Below are 20,045 nucleotides of genomic sequence, written 5' to 3'. Positions count from 1 at the left end.
AAAAAAGAAACTCAGCAATGAATCTGCAAAATATTCTCAACGAGCTGGAGTCCGTCGATGGCGAGATTTTCGACCGTCTGGCTCATGTATCACGCCGCAACATGTTCAGCATGTGGGCGAATAAAGCCGCCAAAGTAGCCGTAGCTGCTCCGGTAGTAATGGCCTCGGCCCTATCTAACGCTTACGGCCAGTCAGGCCTGCCAGCGGGTGTGGTCGATGTACTTAACTTTGCCCTTACACTCGAATACCTCGAAGCTGAATTCTACGTTCGTGGTACCGAAACTCCCGGCCTGATTCCAAGCCGGAACATGATGATCTTCCGCCAGATTCGTAAACACGAAGAAGCGCACGTTCGTCTGTTGAGAGCTGTGCTGGGTAGCCAGGCAGTAGCCAAACCAACGTTCGACTTCACCGGCAAAGGTATTTTCCCAACGGTATTCTCTGATTTCCAAACGTATGCAGCCCTGGCTCAGGCGTTTGAAGATACAGGTGTACGGGCCTACAAAGGTCAGGCAGGCAATTTGATTGCAGCGCCTGCTATTCTGGAAGTAGCCCTCAACATTCACTCAGTAGAAGCGCGTCATGCGGCCCGGGTTCGTGCCCTGCGTGGTTTCAAAGGCTGGATTACCAATGCCGATTCATCAGGTCTGCCAGCAGCCATTTATGCCGGCGACAACGTAACCAATCAGCTTGGTGTTGAATTGACCAGCATCTCTGGCAAATCAGTAGAAGCCGTAACGGAATCGTTCGACGAGCCGCTGACCAAAGAAGCCGTGTTGGCTATTGCCGGTCAGTTTATCGCCTAAGGGTAAACTACACAGTTCCTTCAGTAAGGAGTAATAAAACGCCCGACAGGTCAATAGCTTGTCGGGCGTTTGTTTTTTACGATTTTTGCAGACCATGACCATCAGCGTAATCATCCCGGCTTTTAATGAAGCAGCCTCTATTGGGCGGATGGTAAAAACTATACTGTCCCACGCTCAACATCAGGTTGCCGAGATTCTGGTTATCGACGGCGGAAGTACCGACGACACAGTAGCCCTTGCCCAACGCGCCGGTGCCACCGTGCTGACGTCGCCCCGGTTAGGTCGCGCGGCTCAGATGAACTATGGGGTTCAGCATGCTACCGGCGAGGTACTTTATTTTGTGCATGCCGATGTACAGATTCATCCCGACTTTGCCCACGATATTGCCGAAGCCCTGGCAACTGGATATCAGGCTGGCCGCTACCGATTCCGCTTCGACTCCGACAAAGTGATGTTGCGCGTCAATAATTACGGCACCCGCTTTGGCGGACTTATGAGCCGGGGCGGCGATCAGACGCTATTTATCACCCGACACTTGTTCGATCAGCTTGGTGGTTTCAATGAGCACTTTGTCATCATGGAAGATTTTGACATGATCCGCCGCATTGAGCAACAGGCCCGATTCGCCGTGATTCCGAAAGACGTAGTGGTTTCGGCCCGGAAATACGAGCACAATTCGTGGCTACGGGTTCAACTGGCCAACCTTACCGCTGTGTTGCTGTTCACGTGCAAGGTCTCCCCCACCCGAATAGCCCACACGTATCGCACTTTTCTGAAGTAACCCGCGCCCGAAACACTACTGTTTCGCCAAACCATCCACCAAACCTGCCTGGCGTTTTCGCCCTTGGGAGTCAGTCAGTTCAACCGATTTTACCTGAGGACTAAGCCATAAGACCCGCGCCGACTGTGATAAGAATGAGCTGCCGTAACTACAGTCTACTTTTTGCTTTTTCCCGTCGGCAAAGGTCAGTAAGGCGGTTGCATCGGTTGGGCGAAGTCTGAGATGGCGGGCTGGTTTTGTGTTTCTAAAGATCCGCAACGTACCCCGATTTTGGGTGGCCACAACTAGTTCAGTTCCGTTGCTGCCCGTTAGTTGGGCCAATCCTTTAGCATTTCCGGGTACGTAGAAGCCACTACTGGCAATTGATTGCGGTGTAAACTGGCCTGTTCCGTCGCCTCGAAGCCACAATCCATTCATGGCGTCGTACCGACCAGCCAGTAGTTCACCGCTATAATCGTTGCCAACCAACAGCACATCCAGGTTTCCGTCGCGGTCTACATCATTGGCAACCATACCAAAAATAGGAGCCAGTTGAGCCTGCACAGGCAACGGATGGAGCGCAAATGTGCCATTACCCTTGTTTTCTATGTAAGCAGATTCCAGGTAATTGGCTTCCAGCACCAGCGCATTTTTCAACTCGTCGGACGTCAGGAGTTTATCGATGCTGGCTTGCGCGAAATCTTTGTAGTAGGGAAACCGCCGCCGCATGATGATCATTTGCTTGATCAGGTCTTCCCGCCCATGAAAAGTGTATTCTTTCCGTCCCCCATCAGCATCGGGAAAAAACAGGGTAGGAATGGCATCGTAGAAACCGTTGTTGTCGAAATCACCCGCATAGATGCGTACGGGTTCGGTAGTGGTAGCGCGCATTCGGGCATTCAGGCCGAGGTTACCCGCCACATAGTCCATATCCCCATCGTTGTCGAAATCACCGGCCGTGATTGAATTCCACCAGCCAATGGCTTTACCCAGGGCGGTATTGGTAGCTTTTTTCAACTGCCCTTTTTCATTGGTCAACAAGGTGATGGGCATCCATTCGCCCACCAGCAACAGGTCTGGGTCACCGTCGTTGTCGGGGTCGGTCCACAAGGCGTCGCAGATCAAACCAATGTCTTTCAGGCCGGGAGCCAATTGCGCCGTTACATCAGTGAAACGCGGTTGGCCCGGCTTACTGTCGTTGCGCAGCAGCAGGCTGGAGGCGGCTTTAGGGTATTCATCGGGAATGACCCGCCCACCAATGAACAAATCCAGATCGCCATCCTGATCGAAGTCGGCGGCCCTGACGCATGATTTACTGGTGGTATTGGTAGGCAACGTACCTGGCGGTGCCAGTGCGAAAGTGCCTTTCCCGTTGTTGAGGTAAAGTCGGTCCTGATAAGCGGGAGTGTTGGCGGGCGCTTCCACGCTGCCGCTGGCGATGTAGAGGTCGAGGTCACCGTCGGCGTCGGCATCGAAGAGCAGGGTACCCATGTCTTCCTGTTGCTTATCGGCTGGCGTGTTCAGGGTAGGCAGGCCGGGAGTTTCCACCAATGCACCGGTTTGGGTCTGCATCAGGAAATGCCCCTGCTTTTCTCGTGAACCGCCGATAAACAGATCATCCAGCCCATCGCCGTTTATATCGCCCACAGCCACCGACGGGCCATATTGCGACAGCTTGTGGGGCAACAGCTTCTGGTTATTGTAGTCAATAAACTCGGGTTCCGTGTGTTGATACGCCACCTTCAGCGAGTCGGTTACGTCATTAAACAAACTGGCCGGTGAGCTCGTCGGTGGTCGAACGGATTCTGTAGCCTTGCCATATTCAGCCAGAATTACCTGATTAGCTTTCACATTACGCAGCGTTTGTTGCCGGGCAGGTTGCAAACCAGTAGCCGGCCACGTGATACGTACCTCGTTGATGGTGTTTTCGGCCCCTAATCCAAAGTGCGCAACGGGCTCTACCGTTGAGAGGTAACCCCGATACGGGCTGTGTTCGTAAAGCTGTTGCTGATCGTTAGTTTTCCCGTAGCGCAGTTCTACAAAGGCCCCCAATCCCATTCGGTTCTGCGGCGAACCCGCAAACTTCACGCGCAGAAAATTGGCCTTCGCTGCTTTTTGCTCGATGAGATTATTACGATAGACGAAGGCCGAATCATTGATGTTGTTGACCACGTAATCGAGATCGCCATCATTGTCGAGATCACCATAGGCGGCACCGTTCGAGAACGACGGATTATTGATTCCCCATGCTTCGGTAACATCGGCAAACGTGGGTACGTTGCCGCCCTCATTCCGAAAGGCGTAGTTACTGATCTTAACCACCGGAATCTGAGCCAGTGTATAGTCTTTCGTGGCGATCTTTCCATTTTCGGCATGAAACGTCATAAAATCCCGGTCGGTCACATCTTTCGGAAATCCGTTGGTAATGAGCAGGTCACGAAACCCGTTGTTATCAAAGTCGACTACCATGGGTGCCCAGCTCCAGTCTGTTTCCGCCACATCAGCCAGCAGACTTACTTCGCTGAAGGCTGGCGTACCGGCGTTTGGGCGCGATCCCTGATTGAGTTGCAGCGTGTTGCGCACATACTGGTAGCTAACGCCAAACTGATCATTGTTCAGGTACGTCTGGTAATTGTTGGCAGCCAGTAACATCTTCTTGCGATAATTGTCGCGGGGCATCATATCCACCGCGATTACATCCGCCAATCCGTCGTTGTTAATATCGGTCACGTCGTTACCCATCGCCGTGTTGCTCGTGTGTTTGAAGGTCTCGGCCGACCGGTCGGTGAATGTGCCGTTGTGGTTGTTTATGTATAGTAAATCGTCGGAGAGGTAATCGTTGGTCACGTAAATATCTTTCCAACCATCCCGGTTTATATCCACGATATTCAGGCCGAGCCCGTAGCCATCATGTACGATACCTGCCTGTTTAGATACGTTCGTAAAGAACGGGTGGCCCCGTTTCGGGTCGAAGTCATTGCGGTACAGGCGGTCGGCATTCAGTGATGAGCCATCATTCACCCGGGCACGATACACGTTGGGATACTCATCGATGCGGTCGGTGAGCAGATAGAGGTCCAGATCACCATCGTTATCGTAATCGAAAAAGGCGGCGTTAGTGGTATGGCTATCATCGGCAATGCCGTATTCGCGGGCCATTTCCAGAAACACCGGCTTCCCGTTTTTGGCTCCCTGATTTACGTAGAGCAGATTCTGGCGTTTGGTGGCGTCGTTACTGAGTGTAGCGCTTACGTACACATCCAGCCAGCCATCATTATTGACGTCAATCAGCGTAGCGCCCGAACACCATTTTCCGTTGCCAGCTATGCCCGCCGTTTCGGTAATGTCGTCGAACTTAAAATCGCCCTTGTTAAGATAGAGCCGATTAGGCACCTGATTCCCGGTGAAGAACACATCGGGCAGACTGTCGTTGTTAAAATCGCCGAGCGCCACCCCGCCGCCATTATAGATATATTCTACATCCAGAATACTCACCGAATCGGAATCGGTGATGCGGTTGGCAAAGGTGATGCCTGTGTCTTCGGCTGGGAGCAGGGTGAAGAGCGACTCCGATGACGACCGACAGGCAATCACAAGAGTACTGAGTATAATAAGAAAAGCAACGGCTAAAACTCGACAAACCATGAGTATTTACTTGAAATTTTTAACAATACTACTTAAAACAATTTTTGCAATTGAGTTAAATAAAAATGAGCATATCGTATTTATACGGACAATTAACTAAGTACATTATACACATAATTTTTTCAGAATCCGTACAATTAGAAATATAGTATAAAATTATAATTTAAAAATATAAAAATACAAAAGATTACATTTTTCAATTGCAACTTTCTACAAATCAACACTTTACAATAGTACATTTTCATTATTTTTATAATATTTAACATTTTAATATCATACAAGAATCAGAAATAGTCAAAATATACTTTGAAACATGAAAGAGTCGATATACATTGATTCGATTTAACACTTTAATGGTCTCGGCCTTATGAACACAAAATTTTACAAGACCTTACAGTATTTATTACTGGGGGCATTTATGCTTTTGGGGGGCACAGCAGCCATGGCACAGGAGCGCCGAATTACCGGGTCAATCACCAGTAATGCAGAGCCTGTCCCGGGAGCAACCGTTGTTGTGAAGGGCACGACAACAGGAACGACAACAGATGCCAACGGTGTATTTACACTAACCTTACGCGGAGCCGCTGACGTGCTAACGGTATCGGCTATTGGTTATAAGTCAACCGATATCACCGTGGGCAACCGGACTAGCGTTGATGTTCAGCTTCAGGAAGATGCCTCTTTATTGAACGAGGTAATCGTAACCGGTTACTCGACCGATAGCAAGCGGGATAACACGGGGGCGGTCTCCACGGTGAAGGCCCGCGATCTGGCCGCTGTACCGTCGGCCAACGTTGAAACCCAGTTACAGGGTCGTATTGCGGGGGTAACCGTTATTGCCAGTGGACAACCCGGTGCCAACAATACCATCCGGGTACGTGGCTTCGGCGCTTTTGGTGGTAACGAGCCGCTGTATGTAGTCGATGGGGTACCTACGGGCGGAATCGGCAACATCAGCCCCGACGATATTGAGACAACGACCGTACTGAAAGATGCCGCTGCTGCCTCTATCTACGGTGCGCGGGCTGCCAACGGAGTAATCGTTATTACAACCAAGAAAGGGCAGCGTAAAGCACAAAAACTGAGCGTTACTTATGATGGCTTATATGGTATAACCGATCCGGGTACGGCTCCGGCAGTTCTCAACCCACAAGAGCAGGCCGAATGGACCTGGAATGCTATTCGCAACCGGCGGCTGGCCGATGGCGAAACTATTGGGCCCGACAGTTTCACAGGTATTGCCAGTGGTCAGTATGGTTCAGGTCAAACACCCGTGTTGCCTGAATACATTCAGGTTGGTAATCGGTTTGGCGTGACCGGCGGCGTTGACCTGGCCGCCGAGCGGTTACGTTATAACATTGACCCGTCATTAGGTTCTATTTATCAGGTTACGCGCGCCAATCAGGCGGGTACCGACTGGTATAAAGCCATTACCCGCACAGCCCCGCTGATGCGTCATACGCTTGGTTTTTCGGGCGGTGGTGAGGCTAGCCGCTTCTATATCAGCGTTAGCCAACAAACGCAGGCCGGTATTCTGCTGAACAACAACTTCAGCCGCTACACCTTCCGGGCCAACTCAGACTACGACCTTCTGAAAAACAAGAAACTGCGTTTCGGGGAGAACCTGCAGGTTACCTACATCGACAATTCGGGTCAGGTAGGCGGCAACGCAGGTCAAAACCTGTCGCAGGAAGAAAGTGAAATTCTGACGGCTTTCCGTATGCCACCGATCATTCCGGTTTACGACGAGTTTGGCGGGTATGCCGGTACGGCAGCACGGGGTTTCAACAACCCGGCCAACCCGGTTGCTTCACGCGAAGGAGCCCGGAACAACCGGAACTTCAACATCGGTATTTTTGGTAACGCTTATCTGGAATATGATGTGTTGCCAGATTTAACTGTTCGCAGTAGCATTGGCGGTTCGATGGGCAACTATTACAACAAAACGACCAATCGCAATACATACGAAAATGCAGAAGGAAACAACGGTGGTTTCCGCATTAACGAAAGCGCGGGCTACTTCATGGCCTGGACGTTTACCAATACGGCTCAGTACAAACGGCAGTTTGGTATCCACAGCATCGACGTACTGGCTGGCCTGGAAGCGTTGAACACGGGAGCGGGTCGTAATTTGAGCGGAGCGGGTTTGAACCCATTCTCAACAGACCCCAACTATGCCAACATCTCGACCTCGTCGGGCACGGGTCGGCAATCGAACAGCGATTTATATAGCGGTGTGAATTTCTACTCGCAGTTTGCCCGGGTGAACTATAGCCTGCTGGATAAATACATCTTCACCGGTGTTATTCGTCGGGATGGTTCGTCGCGTTTCGGGTCTGCTAACCGGTATGGCGTATTCCCGGCTCTATCGGCAGCGTGGCGCTTATCATCCGAGCCATTCATGAAAGATTTGCCATGGGTAACTGACCTGAAAGTTCGGGGTGGCTGGGGACAGATGGGCAACTCGAATAACGTAGACCCCAACAACCAGTATAGCCTCTACCAGTCGAATATTGCCAACTCATATGATATCGCTGGCGGCAACACGGCCGTAACACCAGGCTTTTTCCGGAGCCGGATTGGTAACCCGAACGCACGATGGGAAACCAGCACAACCACTAACCTGGGTATTGATGGATCGTTCCTGAACGGTAAGTTCGATGTTGTATTAGACGTGTGGCGTAAAGACACCAAAGACCTGCTCTTCGAAGTACCTATTCCGGGCGTAGTTGGTCAACGGGCACAAGCACCGGCCGTAAACATTGCCAGCATGCGTAACCAGGGCATCGACGTTCAGGTGATCACCCGCGGTAAGGTGACAAACAGCGGTGTTGGCTACGAACTGAACGTGACTGGTAGCTTCCTCAGCAACCAAATTCAGTCACTGGCACCCGGCGTTCCGTATGTCGACGTAGCACCAGGCACCAACCGTTTAACGCTGGCCCCAACCCGGAACCAGCCTGGTCAAAGCCTGGCTTCGTTCTTCGGTTATCAGGTAGTTGGTCTGTGGCAGAACCGTGAAGAAATTAATTCAGCTAACGCCGTTGCTTTAGCCGCTGCCAAAGCCGCCTCTACAAACCCTGCTTCCATCACTGCCGCCACTTTTCAGGAAGAAGCTGGCCTGGGTCGTTTCCGTTACGCGGATGTAAACAATGATGGCGTGATCAATAACGATGACCGCACGTTCCTGGGTAGCCCGGTGCCAAAATTCACTGGTGGCGTAAACCTGCGGGTAACGTTCAAGGGCTTCGATGTAGCCACCTACCTGTACACTTCGCTGGGTGGTAAAATCTTTAATATGTCGAGGTGGTTCACCGATTTCTATCCGTCGTTCTCTGGTGCGGCCATCAGCGCGCGAGTGAAAGACTCATGGACACCAACCAACACGGAGACCATGCAGCCCATCTTTGAGGATAAGGGTAACTTCAGCACCAACACGGTGCCTAACTCTTTCTACGTAGAAGATGGTTCATTCCTGCGGATGCAGAACATTACGATTGGCTACACCTTACCGGCTCCCCTGTTGGGCCGACTGGGTCTGGGCCGGGTACGTTTCTCACTGGCTGCCAACAACGTATTCACCATCACCGGCTACAAAGGGCTCGACCCAGGCGTTGGCGGAGGTGCTGACCGGAACTTTGGTATCGACGTGGGTAACTACCCCATTACACGGAGCTACAACGCTGGTTTGAGCATTGGTTTCTAACACGCGATGTTCAATCGACCAGCCTGCTTTCACCGCGAACAGCCGGGCTGGTCAACTAGCTACTCACGAATTAATCTGTTTTAAAAATTAGTAAGATGAAAAAGTCATTCATGAAAGGAGTCAGTCTACTGCTGACCCTGACTGTAATTACGATAGCCTGTAAAGATTCATTTCTCAACGTAGCCCCAACAGGTCAGTTGGTTAGTACCCTGCTCACCACCAATAATGGTTTGCAGGGATTACTAATCAGCGCTTATGCCCAGTTGAATGGTCGTGGCTACTCACAAACGGCCAGCCCAACCAATTGGGTATATGGCAGTATTATGGGCGGCGACGCCAACAAGGGGTCTGACCCGTCCGATTTCGGCGCAATCACGCCTTTCGAGACGTACCTCATTAGCCCGGCCAACGCTGAGTTGAATTTTCGCTGGCAGGCACTTTACGAAGGTGTTAGCCGCGCCAACTCGGTATTACGGCTCTTGCCAGATGCCGCCCCAACGGTGACTGACGCCCTCAAACAGCAATTAGCTGGAGAATCTCGTTTTCTGAGAGGTCTCTACTATTTTGATTTGAAGCGGACCTTCAACATGGTGCCTTACGTTGATGAAACGGTCGATTATGGCGCTGGCATCACCACGATCCAGAACAATGTGGATGTCTGGCCCAAAATCGAAGCTGACTTCAAATACGCCTACGACAACCTGCCCGCTACGAATTCGCAGGCGGGTCGCGCCAACAAATGGGCGGCGGCGGCTTATCTGGCCAGAACCTATATGTACCAAAAGAAGTATGCAGAAGCAAAAGCGTTGTATGACCTGATTGTGGCCAACGGCGTAACCACCAATGGCAAAAAATTTGGTCTGGTACCTCAGTACGCACAGGTATTTAATTCGGCCAACGAGAACAACGAAGAGACCATTTTCTCGACGCAGAACGTAGCCAACGCAGGTAGCTCAGATGCCGCTTCGGGCGATTTGAACCTGAACTATCCCTACAGCGCCGGTATTGGGGCCACTTGCTGCGACTTCTTCAAGCCCAGCTTCGATTTGGCCAACTCATTCCGTACCAACGCCAACGGATTACCCGTAGATATTGCCCTGGCCAACGGAGCGTACAACAGCAGCGACAACGAGTTGAAAACGGATATGGGTATCTTGCCCGATGGTGCTTTCACCCCCGATACGCGCACAATTGACCCACGCCTCGACCATTCAGTTGGTCGCCGCGGCATTCCTTACCTCGACTATGGTCCCTTCTCAAGCGCCTGGACCCGTAACCAATCGTTTGGTGGTCCATATTCAACCAAGAAATACGTTTTTTATCTGGGCCAGCAAGCTCAGGTAGCCGACGTATCGAACTGGACAAAGGGCTGGTCTGCTACCAACGTGGTACTGATGCGTTATGCGGATGTGTTGCTGATGGCGGCTGAAGCTGAAGTTGAAGTGGGTAGCCTGCAAACGGCCATGAACTACGTGAATCAGGTTCGGACGCGGGCGGCCAATCCGGCTGGCTTCGTTACGGTAACTGGCGGTGCTCCGGCAGCTAACTACGTAATTAGCCCTTACCCGGCAGCTTCGTTTGCCAACAAGGATATTGCCCGGTCAACGGTGCGCTTCGAGCGGAAGCTGGAATTATCGGGTGAAGGTCACCGTTTCTTCGACCTGGTTCGCTGGGAAGTTGCCGCGCCGACGCTTAACAATTTCCTGTCATACGAGCGGGTTAAGCTGTCGAGTGGTGCCTATAGCGGTGCTGTGTTCACGGCTGGCAAAAATGAATACCTGCCACTTCCCCAAACGCAAATTGACTTACAGGGTCGGGATGTGTTGAAACAAAACCCTGGTTACAATTAATTTCCAGGTACGTTAATAGTACAAAAAAGGGGCTGGTGAAATCACCAGCCCCTTTTTACTTTATGTGCCAGTGTCAACACTGGTTTACTGAATTAATAACCAGGGTTCTGCTTCAGGATGCTTTTACCCTGAATATCGATTTGATCCTGTGGAACAGGAAGCAACTCATCCTGACCAGCCGTGAATGTAGCACCACCCAACGTGGTTGGCAGGCGAGCCGCCGCACCTTCATACTGTAAGTAGGCGTTGATTGTCTGCGCGGCAATACCCCAACGAACCAGGTCGAAGAAACGGTGACCTTCATCACCTAATTCCAGACGACGCTCGAAACGTACAGCCGCCGTGGCCGATGCTTTAGAAGCAAATACCGAAGCCGGATATTCAGCAATGGTGTACTTCGCCGCTGGTGCGCCCGCTTTTGTAACGAAGCCAGCCGGGTTGGCTGCCCGCTTACGGACCATGTTGGTATACTCCAGCGCTTTAGTCAACGAACCAACTTCAATTTCGCACTCAGCCGCCATCAATAACACGTCGGCGAAACGGATGAGAGGCACGTTCAACGCCGTATAGCCGGGTGTCCATGAGCTGTTATCCTGCAGCGAACCTACGTCTGATTTGTAGTACGTAAACTTCTTAGGCGAATAAGGCCCACCGTTTGGCTGGTTCCGAATCCAGTCGGCACCTGGGTGATCCTGCCAATCCAAGTAGGGGATACCACGACGGCCAACCGTGTGGTCAACGCGTGGATCGAGGTTACCGGCATCCGGTGTGAACGACTCTTTCGAGAGTACACCCATATCATTTTTCACAGCATTGGTAGCGGCATTGTACGTGCCATCGAGCAGGGGCAAGCCATTGGCCGTTGTCCGGAACGAGTTTACGTATTCGAAGCTTGGCTGATTAAATCCGCAGCAGTTACCCGGACCGTTTGGCCCCGTGTTGTAGGGGAAGTTCAAGTCAAACTCGGGGTTAGCGTTGTTTACACTACCGGTGTTGGCCGCCGCCTGAATGGCGAATACAGACTCTTCGTTGTTATCATTCGATGCTTTGAAGATATCGCCATACTTTGGCACAAGACCATACTTCTTACCATTCGACGTTTTACCGTTAGTGATAATCAGGTCAAACAGTGCTTTTGCCTCGGTGTATTTCTTTTGGTAGAGATATACCTTAGCCAGTTGAGCCGCTGCAGCCCACTTATTTACCCGGCCAACGGCTGGTGGTGTTTCGGCGAGGTTGTCGTAGGCAAATTTGGTATCAGCCTCAATTTTGGGCCACAGGTTTACGCCATTAGCTACTTTTTCGATTCCGGTACCATAATCAACGGATTCGTCGATATAGGGAGCACCATCGCCATAGATACGTTTAAGGTCGAAATAATATAACCCACGCAGGAAGCGAGCTTCAGCGGTGATCCGTGTTTTATCGGCCGCCGACATATCTGACGGTGCATTTTTTAGCAGGTTCAGCGTCGTGTTGGCACGGCTAATACCCTCGTATTTACGCTGCCATGTCTGACCAACCTGATCGCTCGTTGAGATTGTCTCGAAGCGTTGCAGTGCATTTATCGAAGAAAAGTCACCAGGGTCAGTGCCCTTGTTAAAATCTCCTCCGCGAATACTACCCCACACCCAGTTGTTGAATGAAGCCAATCGTTCGCCCCGTCCGTTCAGGATAGAGTATACCGCAATCAATGACCCTTCGATACCCGCCTTCGAGCTGAGCTGAACGCCAGCCAATTGCCCGGTTACAGGTACATCCAGAAACGTATCTTTACAAGCAACTGTGGCTAAGCTTAGCGTAGTTGTAACTCCCAAAATCAAGAGTTTTGTATTTGTTCTCATTGTGTTTGTTTGTTTTGATCGGATTTAAAGAACCCTTTTACTTAAAATGCCAGCGAAAGACCACCCAACAGGCTACGCGTGATTGGGTAGTTACCTACGTCGATACCGAAGTTGGTATCTGCGTTACCACCTACGCTTGGATCAAGACCCTGGTATTTGGTGATCGTGAACAGGTTGTTCGTTGACACGAACACGCGCACGCGCTGCAACTTAACTTTGCTCAGTACGCTGCTTGGCAGGTTATACCCGAAAGACAGGTTCTGCATACGGAAATAAGAGCCGTCTTCTACGTAGTATGAGTTCGACTGCGTGTTGGTGCTGAAGTTAGAGGCAGCTTCAAAGATGGGCACTGTACCGCCTGTGTTCTGAGGCGTCCATGAATCTCTTACACGAGCGCTGATGGCTGCACCAGCAAACGATGGATAGAAATCAGTGAACCACTTCGATACGTTGAAGATTTTGTTACCGATTGATGTGTATCCATACATCTCAATATCAAACGCTTTGTACGTAAATTTCACGTTCAGACCACCGGTGAATTTTGGCACCGGGCTACCCAGGTACGTCCGGTCATCGGCGTCGATTTTCTTGTCACCATTAATATCAGCAAACCGGAAACGGCCTGGAGCAGCACCCTCCTGCGTAGGAGCAGCGTCTACTTCAGCTTTGCTCTGGAATAGGCCCAGCGTTTGGTAGCCATAGAATGACGAGAGTGAATAACCCAGTTGGTTCCGAATTGGGTTGATACCGCGGAAACCTGGATTAACCGTAGTCAGGTACGTTAAGCCTGGTGCGAGAGCAACGATTTTGTTGCTTAGGAAGCTAGCCGTAACGTTGGCTTCGTAGCCGATTTCTGAAGCAATCCGACCACGACCAATCACCTGAATATCAATACCCTGGTTACGCATTTCACCAATGTTCACCGAAGGTGCATCTGCGTAGGTACCAATTACAGCTGGAATGGGCACCTGGAACAGCAGATCCTTGGTGTCTTTCCGCCAGATGTCGAAAATCACTTCCAGACGGTTGTTGAAGAATGAACCGTCTACACCGATGTTGCTGGTGATTGATGTTTCCCATTTCGCATCGGGGTTACCGATCCGCGACCGGTAGTATCCGTCAACCGTACTTGAGTTAGAGCCGTTGATATCGTAAGCCGAGTTACCCAGGTTGGCTGCATACAAGCTGAACTGGTTGTTTGGGTCTACGTTGTTCGAGTTACCCATCAGACCGTAACCACCGCGAATTTTTAGGTCAGTTACCCAGGGGAGGTTCTTCATGAAAGCCTCTGACGATAAACGCCACGCCGCCGACATAGCCGGGAATACACCATACCGGTTGTTGGCACCAAAACGGCTCGAGCCATCCCGACGAATTACACCAGTAACAATGTACTTGTCATTATAGATATAGTTAACCCGTCCAAATAGCGAGTAGAAGTTAACGCCCTTGAACTGACCGCTACCAACAACCCGTCCGGTTGACGCTACTGTAGACAGCGTGATGTAGTTAGGGTCGGTCGAGAACGGGTTCTGCCCATTACCAGAGATACCTTTACCAGCACCTGTGTTCAGTGCTTCCTGACCAACAATGACGTCTACCCCGTGAATACCAAACTTACGTTTGTAGGCCGCGGTGTTGGTCAATGTCCAGGCAAGTGAATAGTTACCGCCTTCGCCATAACCAAACGCCGAGTTGTTTTCCGAGTTCTCGTACTGCAAACGGGTGTAGTTGTAGTTGTAGCCGTTGTTATACTGACCACCAATGCTACTGCGCAGTGTCAGGTATTCGATCGGCTCCACTTCCAGGTACAGGTTACCAAAAGCACTGGCACCAAACCCGTTATTGTTCACCTGACCGTCACGGTTAGCTACCGGGTTACGGGGATTGTTAAATCCTTTTGCCGCCGTACCTGCATAGCCACCAAACTCATCATAGACCGGGATGATCGATGGCATACGGAACGCCTGTAACACGTCGTTCTCGTCAGCCGCTACACCCTGACCTTCACGGCCACCACCCTGACCCAGGATAGACAGGTACGTGAACTGAAGGTTTTCACCGATACGCACTTTCTTACCCAGGTCGAACTCGGTATTAGCGCGGAATGTGTAGCGCTTAAAGTCATTGTTCAACAGAATACCAGCCTGGTTTTGAGCGCTAAAACCGATATAATAACGGGCTGCCTCACCGCTTCCAGAGAAGCCAAAGCCATGCCGTTGCACAGGAGCAACACGCGTAATGGCTTTATACCAGTCGGTACCTTCCTTATTGGCACGAACGACCTGATAAATGGCACCAGCCGCTGGATTGACGTTATACTTGAGCTTTTCAGCCGCCAAATCAACCGAACCTACCACACCGGCGGCACCGCCTACGTTGATATAGTCAGGAATGACTGGGGTTGAGCCCGTACCAAATTGTGGGTGGCTATAAGCAGGGGTAGTTCCATTCTGGAAAGCCGTGTTGCGGAACTGCTGCCAGGTCCAGTCGGCAAATTCCTTGGGCTTCAACATCTCCTGGCCTGTGCCCGGGTTAGTTGCGCCATACTGTCCGTCGTAGGTCACCTGCATTTTGCGTGGCGTCTTCGACCCTTTGCGCGTGGTGATAACAATTACACCGTTGGCGGCCCGTGCTCCATAGATAGAAGCAGCAGCGGCGTCTTTCAGTACAGTGGTTGTTTCCACGTCATCGGGAGCCACCGTATTTACCGAACCAATGGGTACACCATCAACTACGTAGAGTGGCTCGTTACCACCAAAGGCACCAAAGCCCCGAACACGTACCTGACTGGCCGTACCTGGCTGCCCGTTTGAAATAACAGTTACACCTGATACGCGGCCCTGCAACTGCTGCTCTACGTTACCTGATGGTTGTGCCTGCAGCGCACGTGCTTTCACGGTCGATACAGCACCCGTTACCGTTCTGCGATCGTCAGTGGTGTAACCCGTAACAACAACTTCGTTCAGTACCGAGGCATCTTCAGCCAGGGTTACATCAAGATTAGTACGGCTGCCTACAGTAAATTCCTGCGATTTGTACCCAATACCAGAAATAATAAGTACATCGGTGTTACCGCGCAGGTTCAGGCTATACCCGCCGTTTGCATCCGTAGATGTACCGGTTGAGGTGCCTTTAATTACGACGTTAATACCCGGAATCCCTCCATCGGGTCCAGAAACGCGCCCAGTAATGCGCCGGCTCTGCGCAAAAGCACCAATTCCAATCAGGAAAAAGGCTAAGCTCAGGCAAGTAATTTGTAGAAGCTTACTTCTCATGTAAGTAATAGGTTTAAAAAAAGTTAGTTAACAGCATGAGTACATTCTTGAAAAGACACAAGAATATACCCGGTACTTTATACACTCAATAAGTGCGCAATAAACAGCTTATACTTTATATTTTTTTGAAATAATACAATATTGATGTAAATAAGGATAAAATTGTTCTGATAAGGCACAAATGCAGCCAAATAGCCAGTAAGTACAAAACCCTAGTGCGTTTATTAAATACACATTTTTCAGTAACAAATATGCTTATCTACTACTGCAGACTAGTACTAATTGCCATTTTATTTCTAGTAATCAACTCGTGTCAGTTTGGTCAAAAACCGCTCTTTTCGCGTCTAGAGGCCAAAATCACAGGCATAACCTTCGCCAATCGTATTATTGACAGTGACACAATGAACATTGTCGACTTTGAGTACATATACAATGGTGGCGGTGTAGCGATGGGTGATTTTGACAATGACGGGCGAACAGATGTGTTCTTCACCGGCAACCAAGTACCCAACCGCCTCTTTCTAAATCAGACCGAATCAGGATCGTCTGACCTTCGCTTTCGCGACATCACACAAGAAGCGGGTGTGGGCGGGGCTGGCAAATGGTGTTCCGGCGTAGCCATGGTCGATATTAACAACGACGAGCGAATGGACCTCTACGTGGGAGCCACAGTGAGCAAAGACTCAGTAAAGCGGGAAAATTTGCTTTACGTGAATCAGGGCGTGAAAAACGGGGTACCGCTTTTCCAGGAAATGGCCCGCGAGTATGGCGTGGCCGACAATGGACATACCACCAACGCCGCTTTTTTCGATTATGATAATGACGGCGACCTGGACCTGTATGTGCTGACCAATACGATTGAAGAGCGCAGCCCGGGTACGTATCATTACAAAGTAGCCAACGGCGCTTCTAAAACGACCGATCGGCTTTACCGGAACGACTTCGACGCCAAACTAGGCCATCCGGTATTTACCAATGTGTCGCGTCAGGAAGGCATTCAGATGGAGGGGTATGGCCTGGGCCTGAACATAACCGATCTGAATCGGGACGGGTGGCGGGATGTGTACGTCACTAATGATTACCTGACCGACGATCTGCTCTGGATCAACCAGCATACGGCGGGTAAACACACCGGCTTTCGGGATGAGGCGGCACAGTATTTCAAACATACCAGCAGCTCGGCGATGGGTAACGACGTGGCTGACATCAATAACGACGGACTGATGGACGTGGTGGCCGTTGATATGCTGCCGCGCGACAATTTCCGCAAGAAGATGCTGGTAGGACCTAATAACTACCAGGCCTACCTGAACAATGACCTTTACGGCTTCAACTACCAGTATGTTCGCAATACGCTGCAACTCAATCAGGGGCCACGCCCCCAGGCAGTTAATCCGGGCAAACCTATGCCGTCCAATAGTACAGGGGCTCCACTTTTCAGCGAAATCAGTCTATTGGCCGATGTGGCCGAAACCGACTGGAGTTGGGCACCGTCGCTGGTTGATTTTGACCACGACGGTCACCGTGATTTACTAGTTACCAATGGCTTTCCGAAAGATGTGACCGACCGAGATTTTATTTCGTTCCGCGAAGAAAGCTCTACCGTGACCACAAAGCGGTTTCTGCTGGATCAGATTCCGGTGGTTAAAATACCTAACTACGCGTTTCGTAACCTGGGTGGCAACGTACCTACGTTTGCCGATGTCACCGAAGAATGGGGGCTGAAAACGCCCAGTTTCTCGAATGGAGCCGCCTACGGAGATCTCGACAATGATGGCGATCTGGATTATGTAGTCAACAACATTAACGATTCCGCCTTCGTGTATCGCAACAACCTCATCGAGCAAAAAGGCAAAGCGGCCACGTACCTGCGCATCCGTTTTGACGGACATGCCCGCAACCGAATGGGACTGGGCGCACTGGTGACCATTATATACGACCAACAGAGCGGGCCGAAAAATCAGCAACAGGTATATGAACACAGTCCGTACCGAGGCTACCTCTCTACGGTTGAACCCGTGGGCCATTTCGGATTGGGGAATGTAAGCGTCGTTCGGGAGGTGCGTGTGGTATGGCCCGCCCACGATGGTCAGCCTGCGCGGCAACAAACGCTCCTTAACGTAAAGCCCAATCAGGTGCTGACCTTGCACCAGGCCGATGCCACTGAAACACCCGCCATAGATGGCGCGGTCCCCACTCCCCTGCTTCGCAACGTAACCGATTCGCTGGGGCTGACGCTGGTACACACCGAGCCGGAGTTTATCGATTTCAACAACCAGAAGCTGCTACCCCACAAACTATCGCAGTTTGGACCACCGGTGGCCGTGGGCGATGTAAACGGCGATGGGCTGGATGATGTTTTTGTGGGTGGCTCCCGAAAACAGCAAGGACATTTTCTGATGCAGACAAAGACAGGTACGTTCGCCAAAACGGCCGGCCTACCTCCCCTAAATACGACAGTCGATAAGCAACAGGAAGACATGGGTACCCTGCTCTTCGATGCCGACGCCGACGGTGACCTCGACCTCTACATCGCCAGCGGTAGCGTGGAAGCGCCTGCCAACACGTCTGCTTATCAGGACCGACTTTACCTCAACAATGGAAAAGGCACTTTCGCGCTGGCCCCATCAGGTACGTTACCTACCAACACCACCAGTAAATCGTGCGTCAGAGCTGCCGATTTTGATCAGGATGGCGATCTGGATTTGTTCATTGGCGGGCGGGTCATTCCCGATGAATACCCTAAAGCCGCCTCCAGCCTGCTGCTGCGCAACGACAGTAAGCCGGGCCAACCGCGTTTCACCGATGTAACGGCGCAGTTGGCTCCAAGCCTGAAAGACATTGGTCTGATCTGCGATGCCTTGTGGACCGACCCCGACAACGACGGCGACCCCGACCTGTTGCTGGTGGGCGAATGGATGCCCATTACCCTCTTGAAAAACGAAAAAGGTAAACTGAGCCGGGCAGTGAACAGTGAGTTGAGCAAAGCCATTGGCTGGTGGAACTCAATCACAGCTGGTGATTTCGACAACGACGGAGATATGGACTATGTGGCGGGTAACCTCGGCCTGAATGCCCGAATGCGCGCCAACGAACGTCAGCCCGTACGCATCTATGCGGGCGACTTCGACAACAACGGTTTCTACGATGCCATTCCCACCGTTTTCATTCCCGACGAAACCGGTCAGGTACGTGAGTTTACCTTTCACGGACGCGACGATCTGATTAAGCAAATGATTGTGCTGCGCGGTCGTTTTCAGCAATACAGAGACTTCACCCAAGCCAGCATTGACAAACTGCTGAAGCCGGAGGAACGGCAACAGGCCATGGTACTGGAAGCGAACGAATTGCGCTCGATGTACCTGGAAAACAAGGGCAACGGTGACTTTATGATGCGGCCCCTGCCTATGCAAGCCCAGCTAAGCCCTTTATTCGGCATGCTTGCTACCGATGTTGACCGCGACGGCAATCTGGACATACTGGCGGTGGGCAATGATTTTAGCGGTGAGGTGCTGGCTGGTCGGTACGACGCCCTGAACGGCCTGTATCTGCGTGGCGACGGGCGAGGGCACTTCACGGCAGAGATGATGCAAAAAAGTGGCCTTTGTGTAGCGGGTAACGCCAAAGGACTGGTTCAGGTAGCCGGTGCAACGGGGCATCTTCTTTACCTGGCAACGCAGAACCGGGGACCACTTTTAGCCTTTCAATCGAACGTACCCAGCCAATCGCTTACGCCCAAACCAACCGATGTTGCCGCGATGATCACCTTTGGCAACAACAAAACACGCCGGGTCGAACTGCCTTTTGGCAGTTCATTTCTCTCCCAGTCGAGCCGAATGCTTACGCTGGATAATGGCGCGAAGTTGGTGGTTTGGATTGATGGCAAAGGACGCAGAACGGCTCCGCAGCGCATTCAAAAACAGATTGTGGCCAGCCACTAAGCTACCTGATTCACTTACTTTCAGTGCGCAGGGCGTTCCGGTTTCGATCAGGGCGCCCTGCGCTTTTACTCGTCAGATTTGTGTCAACAATACACTAACCAGCAGTATTACTTGGTAAACAGCGTGTTTCAAAAAATTATGTTGGGTTAAAACAAGGTTTGCCACAATTAAACCATTAAATTCTTCGGCTACACTTTTAATCGTGGTCGTCTATC

Annotated in this window: 8 protein-coding genes; 5 read left to right on the top strand and 3 right to left on the bottom strand. The window is 51.2% G+C overall.

What is annotated here, in order from left to right; translation table 11 throughout:
• Positions 1-17 precede the first annotated feature (17 nt).
• Positions 18-806, top strand: coding sequence for a ferritin-like domain-containing protein (locus tag ACAW87_RS01120; protein WP_370721301.1), 789 nt, complete (start codon positions 18-20; stop codon positions 804-806).
• Between the two features lie 94 nt (positions 807-900).
• Positions 901-1,587 carry a TIGR04283 family arsenosugar biosynthesis glycosyltransferase gene (locus ACAW87_RS01115; RefSeq protein WP_370721300.1) on the top strand — a complete coding sequence of 229 codons (687 nt, stop codon included), beginning with the start codon at positions 901-903 and terminating at the stop codon, positions 1,585-1,587.
• Positions 1,588-1,602: 15 nt separating this feature from the next.
• Here ACAW87_RS01115 and ACAW87_RS01110 read toward each other — a convergent pair whose 3' ends face one another.
• The gene (locus tag ACAW87_RS01110; RefSeq protein ID WP_370721299.1) at positions 1,603-5,211 is read right to left on the bottom strand and encodes a CRTAC1 family protein; all 3,609 of its coding nucleotides are present in this window, start codon (positions 5,209-5,211) and stop codon (positions 1,603-1,605) included.
• Between the two features lie 367 nt (positions 5,212-5,578).
• Here ACAW87_RS01110 and ACAW87_RS01105 point away from each other — a divergent pair, with 367 nt between their 5' ends.
• Both ACAW87_RS01105 and ACAW87_RS01100 read left to right on the top strand, forming a co-directional pair.
• On the top strand, positions 5,579-8,917 hold the full coding sequence (locus ACAW87_RS01105; RefSeq protein ID WP_370721298.1) for a SusC/RagA family TonB-linked outer membrane protein: 3,339 nt from the start codon (positions 5,579-5,581) through the stop codon (positions 8,915-8,917).
• 95 nt (positions 8,918-9,012) lie between these two features.
• Positions 9,013-10,767, top strand: coding sequence for a RagB/SusD family nutrient uptake outer membrane protein (locus ACAW87_RS01100; protein WP_370721297.1), 1,755 nt, complete (start codon positions 9,013-9,015; stop codon positions 10,765-10,767).
• Positions 10,768-10,859: 92 nt separating this feature from the next.
• Here the strand turns inward: ACAW87_RS01100 and ACAW87_RS01095 are convergent, their stop codons facing one another.
• Together ACAW87_RS01095 and ACAW87_RS01090 are read right to left on the bottom strand one after the other, a co-directional pair.
• The gene (locus tag ACAW87_RS01095; RefSeq protein WP_370721296.1) at positions 10,860-12,611 is read right to left on the bottom strand and encodes a RagB/SusD family nutrient uptake outer membrane protein; all 1,752 of its coding nucleotides are present in this window, start codon (positions 12,609-12,611) and stop codon (positions 10,860-10,862) included.
• A gap of 41 nt (positions 12,612-12,652) precedes the next feature.
• Positions 12,653-15,889: a SusC/RagA family TonB-linked outer membrane protein gene (locus ACAW87_RS01090; protein WP_370721295.1), complete on the bottom strand. Its 3,237-nt coding sequence runs from the start codon at positions 15,887-15,889 to the stop codon at positions 12,653-12,655.
• A 251-nt stretch (positions 15,890-16,140) separates the two neighbouring features.
• Between ACAW87_RS01090 and ACAW87_RS01085 the strand changes: the two genes are divergently transcribed.
• Complete coding sequence (locus ACAW87_RS01085) at positions 16,141-19,830, top strand: CRTAC1 family protein (RefSeq protein ID WP_370721294.1); 3,690 nt, start codon at positions 16,141-16,143, stop codon at positions 19,828-19,830.
• Positions 19,831-20,045 lie beyond the last annotated feature (215 nt).

It is taken from the genome of Fibrella aquatica (assembly GCF_041321135.1).
Taxonomy (GTDB): Bacteria; Bacteroidota; Bacteroidia; order Cytophagales; family Spirosomataceae; genus Fibrella; species Fibrella aquatica.
This window is presented reverse-complemented; position numbering and strand designations above follow the sequence as displayed.